Source organism: Pollutimonas nitritireducens (genome assembly GCF_002849615.1).
Lineage (GTDB): Bacteria > Pseudomonadota > Gammaproteobacteria > Burkholderiales > Burkholderiaceae_B > Pollutimonas > Pollutimonas nitritireducens.
In genome coordinates this window covers 1-14,154 of the sequence record NZ_PDNV01000019.1, presented here as the reverse complement: position 1 = coordinate 14,154, position 14,154 = coordinate 1, and the positions used below count along the sequence as shown (strand labels likewise).

Here is a 14,154-nt window from a genome sequence, read left to right as displayed (position 1 = left end):
CAGGGCCAGCAGTCGGTCTATCCGTTACTGCGCAAACAGGCCGGATATAAGACTGCAACCGTTCTCGCCTAGCCACACATTTCAAAAATTCGATTGCCACAAAGGAGGCGTCCATATAAGACAACATGAACAATTTTCCTAATACCTCCACATTCAGTCAAGTTGAAGCTGATTTTCCTAGACACCGGCCGCGCCCTGCAGGGGCCGACTTGGCGCTTCAGGGTATCCGCGTCGTTGACTTCACCCATTACATTGCCGGTCCATTAGCCACGATGATCATGGCAGATATGGGCGCTGACGTTATCAAGGTCGAAGCGCCAGGCAGAGGCGACGATTTCCGCCAGTATCCTCCCATGATTCCAGAGTTTGGCGGCGGTGCACCATGGATGTGGTGCAATCGAAACAAGCGCAGTATTACGCTCGACCTCAAGTCGCCTGAGGGATTGGCCGCGGCGCTCGCGCTCATCGCCAAAGCCGACGTCGTAGTGGAGAACTTTTCCACCGGCGTTATGGAGCGATTGGGCCTCGACTACGAAAAGTGCCGCGAAAACAATCCTGCCTTGATTTTCTGTTCAGTGTCCGCCTATGGACGCGAAGGAACATTTTCCGACAGACTGGGCTTTGACCCGATCGCCCAGGCCGAAAGCGGATTTATTTCAATGAACGGCTACACAGATCGGGAAGGAGTGCGATCCCTGTCGCCAGTGATGGATATAAGCACTGCGATGATGGCCTCAAATGCCATTCTTGGCGCATTGGTGGCACGGGCCCGGACTGGCGAGGGGCAATCGATAGAGGTCGCGCTTTTCGACAACGCTGTGTTGATGACCGGTTATGCGACCCTGCAGCAGACATTTACTGGCAACGAGCCTCAACGGCCAGGGAACACGAGCCCCGACTCGTGTCCGTCGGGTGTGTTCACCGCCAAAGATCGCTCGTTCTTGATCAATTGCGGCAACACCCAGATTTTCCACCGACTGCTGACTCAAGTGCTGGATCTACCCCATGTAGTCGCCAATCCTGCGTATGCAACCAACAAGGATCGAATAGCGAAACGCGAGGAGATTTTTGCTCTGCTGCAGGAAGCGTTTTCAAAGCAACCCTGGTCGTATTGGCATGCCCGCATGATCAAAGCAGGCGTACCCAGCGGCGTGCTACGTACCGTAGGCGAGGCCATCCGCTCGCCCGAAGCGCGCGAACGCGAAATTGTCACACGCATTCCGCACCCGGAGTTAGGCTGGGTGCCCAACGTGTGTCTGCCGATTCGATATTCAGGCACGCCACTGGCCGATCCGGTATTGGCGCCTCGGGTGGGTGAGCACACAGAGGGCGTTTTTGCCGACTGGCTGGGTTACGACGACGAACGCATCCGGAGTCTGGCACAGGTTGGCGCTTTTGGTCGCGACGCCAAGCAGCCCAACGTCAGTATGGATTTATCGTCTGCCAATGCCGATTGAAAAAATACTTTAGCCGAATACGGGAGTCGCCAATTGCTCAATGACCCAGATGCTAGTACGGTAGTACGGAAAAGCCCTCTCGGCGGCCCGAAGCTGGGTCGATAGCTTCGGGCGCTGGTACAACATCGAACACTGCCATAGCGCCATTCGTTTCATGACCCCGCAGCAGCGCCATCAGGGTCACGACAGCGCGTTGTTGCGCCAACGGCGGCGCATTCAATCATCATGCAAGCAGCTTGAATCCCACGTAAAAGCAAATTAGATTGATAATTACCGCAAACTGGAATCAAACTCAGTAATCTTCTTGTACAGGTGCGAACGCGAGATGCCCAGGTACTCAGCCGCTTTTTTCTTGTTGCCGTCAAATCGCTGCAGCGCCTCTCGTATCATATCGAGCTCCACGCGCGACTTTGCCTGACGTACGCCGACCGGCTCCCCTAATGAAAAACCGCTAGCGGAGCGAGCCGTTTCGCCAAATGATTCACTCAACTCTTCCAGGTCGGCGCCCGAACCGACTTCTCGCGGTACTTCGCAGTCTTCGCAAGAGATCTCATTCTGCTCGGAAAAGATCGCAGCGCGCTCGATTGTATGTTGCAGTTGTCGAACATTTCCGGGCCAAGGCAGTGACTGCAAGTATGCCATGACGCGGGGTCCGAAATATTTGCCCTGAACATTGTGGCGGCGCATGAAACGCTCCAAAAAGGTCTCAGCGAGCATAGGCACGTCTTCCAGCCTCTCACGCAAGGGAGGGACCCGGATGGTAACAGCACTTATTCGGTAAAAGAGGTCGAGTCTGAAGTCGCCGGTGGTCAGCATCCGCTCGAAGTTCCGGTTGCTGGCCGAAATGAGGCGGAATTCCGACCGGCGCTGCGTACTGCTGCCTACGCGCTGAAAACTACCGTCCTGAAGTGTTCGCAAGACTTTGACCTGTATATCCAGGGGCATGTCGCCGATTTCATCCAGAAAAAGCGTGGTCTGGTCTGCCTCTTCGAACTTGCCTGTGCGGCCGCGCTTCTCCGCGCCCGTGAAAGCGCCACCTTCGTATCCGAACAATTCCGCTTCGACAAGGTTGCCAGGAATGGCTGCTGCGTTTACCAAGACCATGTCCTTGTGCCCGCGCGGGCTGAGTTGATGGATGGCGTGGGCTACGAGATCTTTTCCGACCCCGCTTTCCCCAACCAGTAGCACCGAGACGTCAAGCGGAGCGACCTTTTTGATGCGCTCTTTAAGCTTCTTTATAGCGTCGCTTTCGCCTACGATGGACTCCATTCCCTGCGTACTACCGCGCAAGCGGGGTAATTCTCGCTCATAAAAGCTGATCTCCTGACGCAGGCGCCTGATCTCCTCGCCGAGCGCTTCCACCGCGGCTGGACTCTTGAACATTACTTGCCCGATGGCACCGACTAGGCGACCTTCCGGGTTGACGATAGGCGTGCGACTCACCACTCGGCTCTTACCCCGCATCGTTTGCACGTGGCCGACTTCAGTCTTCCTCGTGCGCAAAACGGCGGCCAAGCGGCTGTTCTCAATTACTGCGTTGACATCGACCCCTGTTGCTTCTCCTCGTTGAATGCCGAAGAACTTCTCGTGAACTGGGCTCATGTATCGAATGCGTGCCTGGTCATCGACGACGGTTATGGCTTCATAGGGGTCGGTCACGAAATGACGCAAAATGTCCGCAGAAAAGTCTACGCTGCTGACGAATTCATACAGTGGGTCGCCGCGGTCATGGCGATATAGGACGAAACAGCCTGTGCCCGCTGACGCAAAGGACACCACGGTCATCGGCTCGCTCGTGCCTTCAAGAATAAACATTGCCGATACGGGCCGCGTGCCGCGGGCGTCCCATAAAGCGCTGAGTTTGCCCTGAATATGAGTGTCCAGCCCAGTACCGGAGCCGAAGACCACTACCCCCTCTGGATCGAGCACAAGAACACCGCTCCTGGCATTCGGTGTTTGTCCGCTATTTTTAGAATACATGTCTTCGCTCGCAACAAGATGGACAATTTCAGGACACTTTACCACTGTTGCCCAGGGCAGTAACGGGAGCGATTACCTGGCATGGATTGTGCTTTATTGAATGTTGACTTCAAAGCCAAGGTAATAGATATGCTGAAAGACGTAGGTAAACCACCGTTCTCCGAACTGCCGAAGATGGAAAGCGTGGAAGGCCATGCCCTGTTGGAAGATATGCGCGTGGTGGACTTGAGTACATCGATTGCCGGTCCTTACGGCACGCAATTGCTTGCCGATCTAGGAGCCACTGTCATCAAGGTCGAAAAGCCAGGGCTGGGCGACGATGCGCGTCATTGGGGGCCGCCCTTTCTCCATGGTCAATCCCCTTGGTACCTAAGCGTAAATCGCAATAAACACAGCTTGGTCCTGGACCTTACCCATTCGGAAGGTCTGCAGGTTCTAGAAATGCTGTTGTCGGACGCTGACGTACTGGTGGTCAACATGACCGAGCGGGTCCAGGAGAAGCTGGGCATCGACTACGCGCGGCTGAGTGCGATGTTTCCGCGCCTGATTCACGCCTCCCTGACCGGCTTTGGTTTGCAAGGCACACGTAGCCATCTGCCGTGTTACGACCTGATCGCCGAGGGCTATTCGGGCGTTATGGATTTAACCGGCGAAGCACAGAACGATCCGCAGAAGGTCGGTACACCTGCAGCCGACCTGCTTGCGGGTCAGGATGTTGCCATGACCGTATTGGCCGCTTACGTAGCTCGTACACGTAGCGGTCGGGGGGTGCAAATCGATGTGTCCATGCAGGCGAGCATGACGCGGTTCATGGCTCCGCGTCTGATTTCCTACCTGAGCTCCAACGAATTGCCACGGCGCTCCGGGGGCAAGGATTCGGTTATTGCCATCTATCAGGTTTTCGACACGGCGGACAAGCAGATTTCACTTGGCCTGGGTAACGACGCAATATGGCGCCGCTTCTGGGTGGCTGTTGGGCAATCGGAAGTGGGTGAGAACCCTCATTATGGGTCCAATGCAGAACGCCGTACATACCGGGAAGAGATAGTCATCAAGATTGCTGACATCTTGCGTTCGAAGCCCAGGGACGAATGGTTAAGCATCCTTGGGGATCACAGAATACCTGCTGGCCCCATCAACCGACTCGATGAAGTGGCCAGGGACGAGGACTTACTTCAACAGAAGTTTCTTTATCAGGCCGAATCGGCGAACGGTTTGGTTCCGCAGGTTGGACTGGGCATAGCGATCAATGGCAGAACTGCGGTACATCGCAAATCGCCGCCCATGCTAGGAGAAGACACTGACGTCATCTTGGGAGAGATGTTGAAGCTGTCGCCCGACCAAATTGAACAATTAAGGAACGCTGGTGCGGTATGACGCTTGCACCAGCAATTTGAATTATCTCCAGGAAGCCTAATGAGCACCATTCTGACTTTGCATGATCCACACACTGCCCGGGAGAACTACCTGAGCGGCGTGTGGCATCAAGATACGTTATATACGCTGGCCAGGGAGCACGCCCGGGTCCGGCCGAATGCCTGCGCTGTGCGCGACCCATACCGACGCTTAACTTGGCGTGAGGTGCTTGCAAGTGTGGATACAATCGCAGAGCACTTGTATCAGGGCGGTCTGAAGCGTGGCGACCGCGTGGCAATCTGGTTGCCCAATCGGGTCGAAGCGATCCTGATTTTTTTAGCATGTTCGCGTAACGGCTATGTGTGTTGCCCCTCATTGCATCAGAACTATACCAATGCCGAAATCGTCAAGCTGTTGGCGCGCATCCGCTGCAAGGCATTATTTGCCCAGCCCGGCTATGGTGCTGATTCAGATCGGCATTCAATATTCAGTGAATCGCCCAGCATAGCCTCTCTGCAGCAGGTCTACGCCCTGATTCCGCAAGGGGGAGATACAGACAGTGGGTCTGTACCGAAGGGGGCGCTGCCATTTCCCCATTACGCCGGCGACGTGGGCATTACCAGTGCACCGGTTCTTGACCCCGACAAGGTGGTGTATTTGGCATTTACATCCGGGACGACTGGTGAGCCAAAAGGTGTGATGCACAGCGACAATACCTTACTCGCCAATGGCCGCGCTTTAGTCTCTGACTGGAAGCATGACTCGTCGACGGTACTTCTGACGCTCAGCCCAGTGAGCCACCACATAGGTACGGTCGCGCTAGAGCAATCTTTAGTTGCCGGGATGGAACTTGTCTTGCACAACCCTGCCGCTAACCAGTCGGCACTGGACTGGGCGCTGGAGTCCGGTGCAACCTATGTCATGGGTGTACCGACTCACGGCATGGACATGCTCAGCGCGTTGCGTGAACGAGGTTTGAGCCGGCTAGGCAATGTAAACGTCTTCTACATGGCAGGCGCGTCTATACCCCGGGAAGTTGCCAAAAGGTTTCTTGACTTAGGCATCAAGCCGCAAAATGTCTATGGGATGACTGAAAACGGCTCGCATCAATACACACTACCGAGCGACGACAGCAACACGATTGTTGCCACGTGTGGGCGTGCATGCAAGGGTTATGAAATACGGATCTTCAAGCACGACGATCCTGATGTGGAAGTGGCACCTGGAGAAACCGGCGAAATCGGAGGAAAGGGCGGCGTACTGACCCTTGGTTATTACGACAACCAGGACGCAACCGAAAATTCCTTCAACGCATCGGGATGGTTCCTGAGCGGCGATCTTGGGATGCTCGACGAAAACGGCTGTCTGCATGTCATCGGGCGCAAGAAAGACTTGATCATTCGCGGCGGGCATAACATCTACCCCTCGCAGATCGAGGACCTGGCCCATCGCCACCCATCCATCCTGAAGTCTGCGGCTTTTCCGGTTCCTGATGATCGGCTGGGCGAGAAGGTCTGCCTGGCTGTTATCTGTGCGCCGGGCGAGCCCCTGAACGCCATGCAGGTGTTGCAACATCTGCATGACGCAGGCCTGTCGAAGTACGACATGCCTGAATACTTTATCGCGATGGATACATTCCCGCTGACGCCCAGCGGTAAGATTCTCAAGCGTGAACTGATCGTCTGGCTGAAAGAAGGGCGGATCAAGCCAGAGCCCGTACGCTGGAAGACCAGTTCAGCATCCAACAATGAAGGGGTATCCGCATGACAGTCCTGCTCGAGTTTGACGGTGAGTTCGCCCAAATCACACTGAACCGTCCAGAAGTACTGAATGCGCTGTCCTTCGGCGTGCTGAAGGAAGTGAGCGAAGCGCTGTCCAAGGTGGCTGATTCCGACGCACGCGCGCTGATCGTTACGGGCGTCGGCGACAAGGCATTCTGCGCGGGGGCCGACATCCCTGAACTGATGAATCGGCCGCTCATGGATGAGCTGGAAGGAGCCGCCCTGGGGCAAGCGGTTTTCAATCAGATTGCCGATCTGAAGATTCCTTCCGTGGCAGTCATACAGGGCTATGCGTTTGGGGGCGGTTTGGAGCTTGCTTTGTCATGCACGTTCCGGGTTGCCACGGATCGTGCACGCATGGGCTTGCCCGAGGTCAAGCTGGGCCTGATTCCCGGTTACGGGGGTACGCAGCGCCTGCCTCGATTGGTTGGGGAAGGTCGCGCGCTGGACATGATCATGTCCGGGCGGACCATCGCCGCTGAAGAAGGCGAACGCATAGGGCTGGTCAATCGGATAGACAACGAAGGCAGCCCCTTGGACATCGGGAAGCGCTTTTTGGAGCCCTATCTCAAGCACAGCCTGTGCGCCTTGTACTTTGCGCGTGAAGCGGTGCAACGAGGCGGGCGTGTCAGCCTTGCAGACGGCCTGCGCATCGAACGCGACCTGTCCACGCTGGCCTATCGCAGCGACGACGCGGCCGAGGGCCTGAGCGCTTTTGTCGAGAAACGTTCCCCCACTTTCAAGGATTGCTGAAGCATGAAGCGTGAACTCATCTACGTCACCGGCGCCAGCCGCGGCATCGGGGCCGTGATCGCCTACGAACTGGCCAACCGAGGTTTCGAGGTCGGCTGCCTTTCCCGCTCGGGTGACAAGCCCCACGTGGACAACGTATCGGACGAGATCGCCGCACGCTGGCATCCGGTGCGCTGCGATGTCATGGATGGCGAAGCCTTGAAAGAAGCGATGACGACGCTGCGCCAAAAGCTGGGCGTACCGGTCCGCGGCCTGGTGAACAATGCGGGCCTGCATACTGAGGCGCCCACGATCGATCTGCCCATGGATGAGTTCCGCAAGCTGATGGATATCAATGCCGTGGCGCTGCTGCGCGCCTGCCAATTGGTGCATCCGTTCCTGACGGAGAACGGCGGCGGCTTGATCGTGAATATTGGCTCTTTCTACGACAAGATGGGCGTTAAGCGCAATGTGTCGTATTGCGCTTCCAAGGCGGCGGTGGGCGCGATCACGCGTTGCCTGGCGGTTGAATGGGCTCGGGACGGCATTCAGGTCATTGACGTTGCGCCCGGCTATATCGCCACCGACTTGAACCGCGAAGCAATGGAAAGCGGCCCATTAAGGGCCTACCTGGAAAAGCGGATTCCACGCAAAAACCCTGGGGATGCCAAGGATGTCGCCGTACTGGTGACGTCCCTGTTCCAGGAAGGCATGGGGTTTCTAAGCGGGGAAACCATTTACGTCGACGGCGCGCAAAGCGTGGCGCTATGACGTGCGCGCTGGCGCATGAACATGGAAGGTTAAAGGAGAACGTGTGAATATTCTAGAACGCCTGGATGCTGGCCTGTCCTTTTCGGATGAAGAGCGCATGCTGCTCGATTCGGTACGGTCTCTGGCCACGACGGAAATTGCCCCCAGAGCTGCCGCGTACGACCGTGAAAGCGAGTTCCCTTGGGACAACATTAAGGCCATCAACACCTTGGGGCTGAACGCGATGTTCATCCCGGAAGAGTACGGCGGCATGACCTTGTCGTATCGCTGCTACCTGGCCTGCGTGCGCGAGATATCGAAGGCCTGCGCTTCGACCGGCATCATTTGGGCGACCAACTTCCATGCGATCAAACCGGTCATCCAGTACGGGTCTGAAGAACTGAAGTCACGCATCCTGCCGCGCATTGCCGAGGGCGGCCTGGCTTCGCTCGTCATCACTGAAGCCTCTGCGGGCTCGGACGCGACGGGCATGAAGACACAGTTTCGCGAAGACGGCGACGAGATCGTCGTCGATGGCCAGAAGATCTTTATCAGCAACGGCGATGTGGCTGATGTCTACGTAGTATTCGGCAAATGGGCCGGTGTGGAGAACGCCAAGGAGGCGATCGGGGCTGTCATCATTGAAAAGGGTGCGGCAGGGCTGACAGTCACGGGCACGGAGCACAAAATGGGCACGCGCGCGTCGGGGACGGCTTCGTTGTCCTTCGAGGGCTGCCGCATTCCGCGCAGCAACGTGCTGGCCTCCGCAGGCGAAGGCCTGCGTGTACTGCTGGGTTCCTTGAACAAGTCACGTCCCAGTGTCGCAGCGCATGCATTGGGCATTGCGCGCGCAGCTTTCGAGGATGCGATTGCCTATATTAATGACCGGCGCCAGTCCAACCGCCGCATTCTTGAATTCCAGGGAATCCAGTTCATGGTGGCTGATCTTGCCGCTGAATTGGCCGTCTGCGAGAACTGGCTTTGGCATGTTGCCGATTTGGTCGACCAAGGCGTTGACGACATGGGCATTGAGGCCTCAATACTAAAGCTCAAGGCGACGGACCTGGCCATGCGCATGACGACTGACGCGGTTCAGCTGCATGGCGGCTATGGCTATTGTCAGGATTTCCGCGCAGAACGGCTGATGCGTGACGCGAAGATTACCCAAATCTGGGAAGGCACGAACCAGATACATCGGCAGCTTATCGGGCGTAGCTTTTTGAACAAGGAGAAGAAATGAGCGAGATTAAAACGGTCGGTATTGTCGGCAGTGGAACGATGGGCACCGGCATTGCCATTGTCGTGGCTCGTGCAGGTTTGAAAACCATCGTTCTTGACGCACGGCAGGAAGCGCTGGATCATGCTCGAGGTCAAGCTGCGTCATTCCTGGCCAAGTCTGTCGCGCGGGGTAAGCTCACGCCAGGACAGGATGACGCCATCATGGCGCAGTGGAAGGGCACGACCCAAGCGGAAGACCTGGCGGAATGCGACTTGATCATCGAGGCTGTGTTCGAGGATCTGCAGGTCAAACATAATCTCTTCTCGCGGTTGGACAAGGTTTGCCCGCCGCACACTATTTTTGCGTCCAACACTTCTACCATATCCATCACCGAAATAGCTGGTGGAAGTGGCCGCGGCGATAGGGTGGTCGGCATGCACTTCTGCCTGCCCGCCCAGCTTATGAAGCTGGTCGAGATGTCACCCGGACTGAATACCTCTGACGAGACTTTCAGCAAAGCGTGGGCCTTTTGTGAAGTGCTGGGGCAAAAGCCGGTCAAAACGCGCGACACGCCGGGTTTCATCCTGAATTACTTCCTGATTCCCTGGCATAACGACGTCATCAACATGGTGGACCAGGGTGTAGCGGAGCCTGCAGATATTGACTTGGCGGTTAAGACGGCGCTGGGCTATCCGCTGGGGCCACTGGAACTGCTGGACATGGTAGGTATGGATACCCAGAAGCTGCTGGCTGAAGCGATGCATGGCTTGACCAATGAGCCAAGGGCCGCGTGCCCGCCCTTGGTCAAGCGCATGATAGGCGCCGGCAAGCTGGGTAGAAAAACAGGCGCGGGTTTCCATGTTTATGACAGCAACAAGATTTTCGGAGGATAAAAGCCATGGGCTATCAGATCATTCAGCAGGGCGTAAGCCTGTCTTTTCCTGAAGCGCATCCTTTTATCGACGCTGCTTCGAACGAGAGCGACGCCGTCGTGCTACTTGGCAGCGAAGCCGGGGACGCCTGGCGGCAAGACATTGAGCGGGCAATCGAAAAGTCCTTCATAGCGATCGAGCTTGATACAGAATGCCTGGGCGTGTACATAGGAGACGATGAGGGTCCTGCCAACATCGTCGGATTTGCCCGGTTCCGCCTAGGCGACGATGCGCCTACCAACCTGGTGGAATTGGTAAAAAAGCCTTATACGGATCCTGCAGCAGTCCAGGCAGCCCGTGTCGCGTTCGAAGCGGCAGGATTAACCGTGGCTATCTGCAATGATTTCCCCGGGCGCATCCTTAATCGCCTGCTGCGCCCTTATTACAATGCTGTGCTTCGGCGCCTTGACGAGGGTTTGGCTACTGCCTCTGATATGGACAAAACCCTGTGTCTGGGACTCGGTTACCCGGAAGGGCCCATATCACTCTTGAATCGTACGGGTCTGCATCATCACTACCGTGTCGCCCAGAGCCTGTACGAGGCGCTGGGGCAGGAGTCCTATGCTCCCGCACGGAGGGCGCAGGTTGCCTGGGCGCGTCACAATCAGGATCGGTCATGACGCAGCCGCTTGCAGGTATCAAGGTACTGGACTTCAGCACCCTGCTGCCCGGTCCGATGTGCACGCTAATCCTCGCCGAAGCCGGGGCCGATGTGATCAAGCTGGAGCGGGCCGGTGGCGATGAGATGCGCAGCTATGCCCCCCGGTTTGACGATGATAGTGTGAATTTCGTGTTGCTCAACCGGGGGAAACGCTCGGTGTGCCTGGACTTGAAGGCTGAGGCCGATCGGGAACAGGTTCTGGCGCTGATTGGAGATGTTGACGTGGTGGTCGAGCAGTTTCGGCCAGGCGTCATGCAGCGTCTGGGGCTGGGCTACGAGACGCTATCAAGGATCAACCCTCGGCTCATTTATTGTTCCATCACCACCTATGGCCAATATGGGCCCAAAGCGCTCAGGGCAGCACATGACCTGAATTTCCAGGCCGAGACGGGCATGCTCGCACTATCTGCCGATGCCAGCGGTGTGCCCATTGTGCCGCCCACATTGACCGGTGACCTCGCGGCAGGTACCTACCCCGCCGTCGTCAACATACTGCTTGCCCTGCGCCAGCGCGACGCGGACGGGAAAGGACAGCATCTTGATATCTCCATGACGGATAACCTGTTCACCTTGATGTACTGGGGACTGGGCAATGGATGGAGTCAGGGGCAATGGCCAGAGCCGGGCAAGGAACTGGTTACTGGCGGGTCAGTGCGTTACACCATCTACAAGACATCCGACGGACGCTTTCTTTCAGCGGCGCCGCTCGAAGACCGCTTCTGGAATACGTTCTTGACCCTGATCGGGGCCCCTGAGCTTGCTCAGGAACAGGATGAGGAGCACATCCGAACAGAAGTGACACGTATTATCGGGTCGCAACCGGCGTCGCACTGGGTGCAGCGTTTCGACGGGAACGACGTATGCGTATCGGAAATCATCAATCTCGAGCAGGCTGTGCAAGACCCACACTTCAAGGCGCGAGGTCTGTTCGACCGAGAAGTCATGAACAGCAATGGCCGTTCCATGCCGGCGCTTCCCGTGCCAGTGTGTACGTCGTTCAGATCAAACCAGACTCGCGTTCCCGCCCCTGCGTTGGGTGAGCATACGAACGAAATATTAGGCACCACCACAGGAGACAACCACAGATGAAAGCCGTCGTTATCCATGAATTTGCAGAGCCCGAGGATCTGAGGGTCGAGGAGATCGCAGAACCTACTCCCGGCGAGGGGCAGGTCCTTATCAACGTCACCCACGCGGGCATCAACTTTCCCGATGTCCTCGTCATGACCGGCAAGTACCAGAATTTGCCCGAACGTCCTTTCGTTCCTGGCAAGGACGCGGCCGGCACCGTTGTCGAGGTCGGCCCTGGAGTTGAGGGGTTGCGTAAAGGAGATCGAGTGGTCGCCCAAGTGGAGTTTGGCGCCTTTGCCGAACGCTTGGTCGCATCGGCTGCTTCCTGCTACCGTTTGCCCGAGACTATTTCTGACAGCGACGCGGCGGGAATGGGCCTGGTTTACCAGACCGCCTATTTTGCGCTGGTGGAACGTGGTCAGTTCAAAAGAGGTGAGACCGTCCTGGTCAACGGCGCCGCGGGCGGGGTGGGCGGAGCTGCCATTCAACTGGTCAAGGCGCTCGGTGGTACGGCGCTGGCAGGCGTGGCGGGCGAAGAGCAGGCTGAAGCTGCGCGCGCGCTCGGTGCCGATCACATCATCGACCTGACCGCAGATAATTTGCGTGAATCGCTGCGGGAACAAGTCTTCGCTTGTACCGATGGACGCGGCGCCGACGTAGTGCTGGACCCACTTGGTGACGACATTTTCGATGCGGCACTCCGGGCTGTTGCCTGGTGCGGACGTGTCGTGTGCATCGGATTCGCGGCAGGGCGGATTCCAACGCTTAAAGTGAACTATCTGCTGGTCAAGAACATCGCGGTATCGGGCTTGCAATGGAGCGATTATCGCGATCGCCAGCCTGAGAAGGTGAGGGAAGTGCAAGAACGCTTGTATGAGCTTCATGCCAAGGGGGCGTTGCGTCCCCAGATAACCGAAGTATTGCCGCTCGAGCGCTTCGCTGAACCGTTACGGGTGCTGGCCAACGGAAAAGGGCGCGGGAAGTATGTCTTGAAGCTTGCCTGAGTGCCGCGTGACCTTTTGGCGTAGCGTCTCGCGTCCGCCGCACGTGCATCTGAAAATCGCCGGTTTGCCGGCGATTTTCTTTTACATTTTACCCGGCGAAAAAGTCGTTTTTGGAATCACAAACGATCGCTTTGATAAATGCAAATTGCCGTATACGCCCAGATGCACGATCCTGTCAGGGTGCAATACCCATCAGGAGACAGCGTTGAAGCGCAATGAAACCCGGTTCGCAGGAAGGGTCGTTCTCGTCACAGGCGCCGGCGGTGGCTTGGGAAGTGTCCAGGCGCAGCTGTTCGCGATGGAGGGGGCGACAGTGGTGGTGGCTGACCTCTCTCCCGATCGCGGTGAGGCGCTTGCTTCGTCCATCCGGGAAACGGGTGGCAAGGCTTTTTTTGCTGAAGTCAATGTGACGTCTGCGGCCAGCTGGTCGGCGCTGGCCGAGCGGGTCAAGCGCGACATCGGTGTGCTGCACGTCCTGGTCAACAACGCCGGCGTGGTCAGCCGTACCGGCGTGTTGGCCATATCAGAGGAAGAATGGCAGCGAGTGATTGCCGTGAATCTGACGGGTCCAACGTTGGGTATTCAGGCATTGGTGCCGCTGATACGCGATGCAGGCGGAGGTTCCATTGTCAACATTTCTTCAACCGCAGGCCTTATTGGACATCCTGGGGTTGCCTACGCAGCCAGCAAATGGGGGCTGCGCGGTGTCACGAAGAGCGCCGCCCTTGAGTTGCTGGATTGGGGCATTCGCGTCAATTCCGTACACCCGGCGCAGGTATCCGAGACGCTGATGACAAACGCCTCGACGCCGGGGTGGCGCCATGCCAACGAGCGGGCCATGCCAGCAGGGCGCCCGGCCCGACCGGACGAAGTCGCAGAAGCCGTGTTGTTCCTGGCGTCAGAGGCGTCGAGTTACATCAATGGGACCGAACTCGTTGTCGACGGCGGCGCGGTGTCCGTCGGCTTAGCACGAGTGCGGTCCGCACTTGAAGAAGACTTCAATCGATTGCCAGAAGCCGCACGACGATGAGCGCTTACTGGCTGCAGGGGTATGAACCAGATGTAATGGCCAACTTGAATACAGGAGATGGTATGGACGCCTCCCACCTCAAGTGAGTGACGAGGCCTAAGAAGGAAAGCAGACGTAAAGAGGGCCTCGCATCAACGGCATCAATGTGCCAAAGTGGAGTTTGTAATCAACCACTTAGAGA

The 14,154-nt window shown here is 57.1% G+C and carries 12 protein-coding genes; 11 read left to right on the top strand and 1 reads right to left on the bottom strand.

The features are described from left to right. Window positions 1-125 precede the first annotated feature (125 nt). A complete protein-coding gene (locus CR155_RS20225; RefSeq protein ID WP_102071858.1) occupies window positions 126-1,457 on the top strand; it encodes a CaiB/BaiF CoA transferase family protein in 1,332 nt (443 codons plus the stop codon). A gap of 270 nt (window positions 1,458-1,727) precedes the next feature. On the opposite strand, the gene CR155_RS20220 is transcribed toward CR155_RS20225, so the two are convergent. Beyond that, the gene (locus tag CR155_RS20220) at window positions 1,728-3,437 is read right to left on the bottom strand and encodes a sigma-54 interaction domain-containing protein (RefSeq protein WP_102071857.1); all 1,710 of its coding nucleotides are present in this window, start codon (window positions 3,435-3,437) and stop codon (window positions 1,728-1,730) included. A gap of 129 nt (window positions 3,438-3,566) precedes the next feature. Here CR155_RS20220 and CR155_RS20215 point away from each other — a divergent pair, with 129 nt between their 5' ends. The 10 genes from CR155_RS20215 (at window position 3,567) to CR155_RS20170 (ending at window position 13,973) form a co-directional block, all read left to right on the top strand. After that, complete coding sequence (locus CR155_RS20215; RefSeq protein WP_102071860.1) at window positions 3,567-4,814, top strand: CaiB/BaiF CoA transferase family protein; 1,248 nt, start codon at window positions 3,567-3,569, stop codon at window positions 4,812-4,814. A gap of 39 nt (window positions 4,815-4,853) precedes the next feature. Beyond that, window positions 4,854-6,560 carry a class I adenylate-forming enzyme family protein gene (locus CR155_RS20210; RefSeq protein ID WP_102071856.1) on the top strand — a complete coding sequence of 569 codons (1,707 nt, stop codon included), beginning with the start codon at window positions 4,854-4,856 and terminating at the stop codon, window positions 6,558-6,560. Beyond that, window positions 6,557-7,327 carry an enoyl-CoA hydratase/isomerase family protein gene (locus CR155_RS20205; protein WP_102071855.1) on the top strand — a complete coding sequence of 257 codons (771 nt, stop codon included), beginning with the start codon at window positions 6,557-6,559 and terminating at the stop codon, window positions 7,325-7,327. The genes CR155_RS20210 and CR155_RS20205 overlap by 4 nt, the downstream gene beginning before the upstream one ends. A gap of 3 nt (window positions 7,328-7,330) precedes the next feature. Beyond that, entirely contained in the window at window positions 7,331-8,077 is a 747-nt protein-coding gene (locus CR155_RS20200; RefSeq protein WP_102071854.1) for an SDR family NAD(P)-dependent oxidoreductase, read from the top strand. Window positions 8,078-8,120: 43 nt separating this feature from the next. Then, window positions 8,121-9,296, top strand: coding sequence for an acyl-CoA dehydrogenase family protein (locus tag CR155_RS20195; RefSeq protein ID WP_102071853.1), 1,176 nt, complete (start codon window positions 8,121-8,123; stop codon window positions 9,294-9,296). Beyond that, on the top strand, window positions 9,293-10,168 hold the full coding sequence (locus CR155_RS20190) for a 3-hydroxyacyl-CoA dehydrogenase family protein (RefSeq protein ID WP_102071852.1): 876 nt from the start codon (window positions 9,293-9,295) through the stop codon (window positions 10,166-10,168). The genes CR155_RS20195 and CR155_RS20190 overlap by 4 nt, the downstream gene beginning before the upstream one ends. 5 nt (window positions 10,169-10,173) lie before the next feature. After that, window positions 10,174-10,827 carry a 3-hydroxyacyl-CoA dehydrogenase family protein gene (locus tag CR155_RS20185; protein WP_102071851.1) on the top strand — a complete coding sequence of 218 codons (654 nt, stop codon included), beginning with the start codon at window positions 10,174-10,176 and terminating at the stop codon, window positions 10,825-10,827. Next, window positions 10,824-11,957 (top strand): CaiB/BaiF CoA transferase family protein, encoded by a 1,134-nt coding sequence (locus CR155_RS20180; protein WP_102071850.1) that lies wholly within the window; start codon window positions 10,824-10,826, stop codon window positions 11,955-11,957. The genes CR155_RS20185 and CR155_RS20180 overlap by 4 nt, the downstream gene beginning before the upstream one ends. Next, the gene (locus tag CR155_RS20175) at window positions 11,954-12,943 is read left to right on the top strand and encodes an NADPH:quinone oxidoreductase family protein (RefSeq protein ID WP_102071849.1); all 990 of its coding nucleotides are present in this window, start codon (window positions 11,954-11,956) and stop codon (window positions 12,941-12,943) included. The genes CR155_RS20180 and CR155_RS20175 overlap by 4 nt, the downstream gene beginning before the upstream one ends. Before the next feature lie 205 nt (window positions 12,944-13,148). Further along, window positions 13,149-13,973, top strand: a complete 825-nt coding sequence (locus CR155_RS20170) for an SDR family NAD(P)-dependent oxidoreductase (RefSeq protein WP_102071859.1) — start codon at window positions 13,149-13,151, stop codon at window positions 13,971-13,973. Window positions 13,974-14,154 lie beyond the last annotated feature (181 nt).

Bases quoted from the DNA above. Each gene is read 5' to 3' on its own strand.
- CR155_RS20175 (WP_102071849.1), top strand. From the start codon at position 11,954: ATGAAAGCCGTCGTTATCCATGAATTTGCAGAGCCCGAGGATCTGAGG.
- CR155_RS20180 (WP_102071850.1), top strand. From the start codon at position 10,824: ATGACGCAGCCGCTTGCAGGTATCAAGGTACTGGACTTCAGCACCCTG.
- CR155_RS20225 (WP_102071858.1), top strand. From the start codon at position 126: ATGAACAATTTTCCTAATACCTCCACATTCAGTCAAGTTGAAGCTGAT.
- CR155_RS20185 (WP_102071851.1), top strand. From the start codon at position 10,174: ATGGGCTATCAGATCATTCAGCAGGGCGTAAGCCTGTCTTTTCCTGAA.
- CR155_RS20215 (WP_102071860.1), top strand. From the start codon at position 3,567: ATGCTGAAAGACGTAGGTAAACCACCGTTCTCCGAACTGCCGAAGATG.
- CR155_RS20200 (WP_102071854.1), top strand. From the start codon at position 7,331: ATGAAGCGTGAACTCATCTACGTCACCGGCGCCAGCCGCGGCATCGGG.
- CR155_RS20205 (WP_102071855.1), top strand. From the start codon at position 6,557: ATGACAGTCCTGCTCGAGTTTGACGGTGAGTTCGCCCAAATCACACTG.
- CR155_RS20210 (WP_102071856.1), top strand. From the start codon at position 4,854: ATGAGCACCATTCTGACTTTGCATGATCCACACACTGCCCGGGAGAAC.
- CR155_RS20190 (WP_102071852.1), top strand. From the start codon at position 9,293: ATGAGCGAGATTAAAACGGTCGGTATTGTCGGCAGTGGAACGATGGGC.
- CR155_RS20220 (WP_102071857.1), bottom strand. From the start codon at position 3,437: ATGTATTCTAAAAATAGCGGACAAACACCGAATGCCAGGAGCGGTGTT.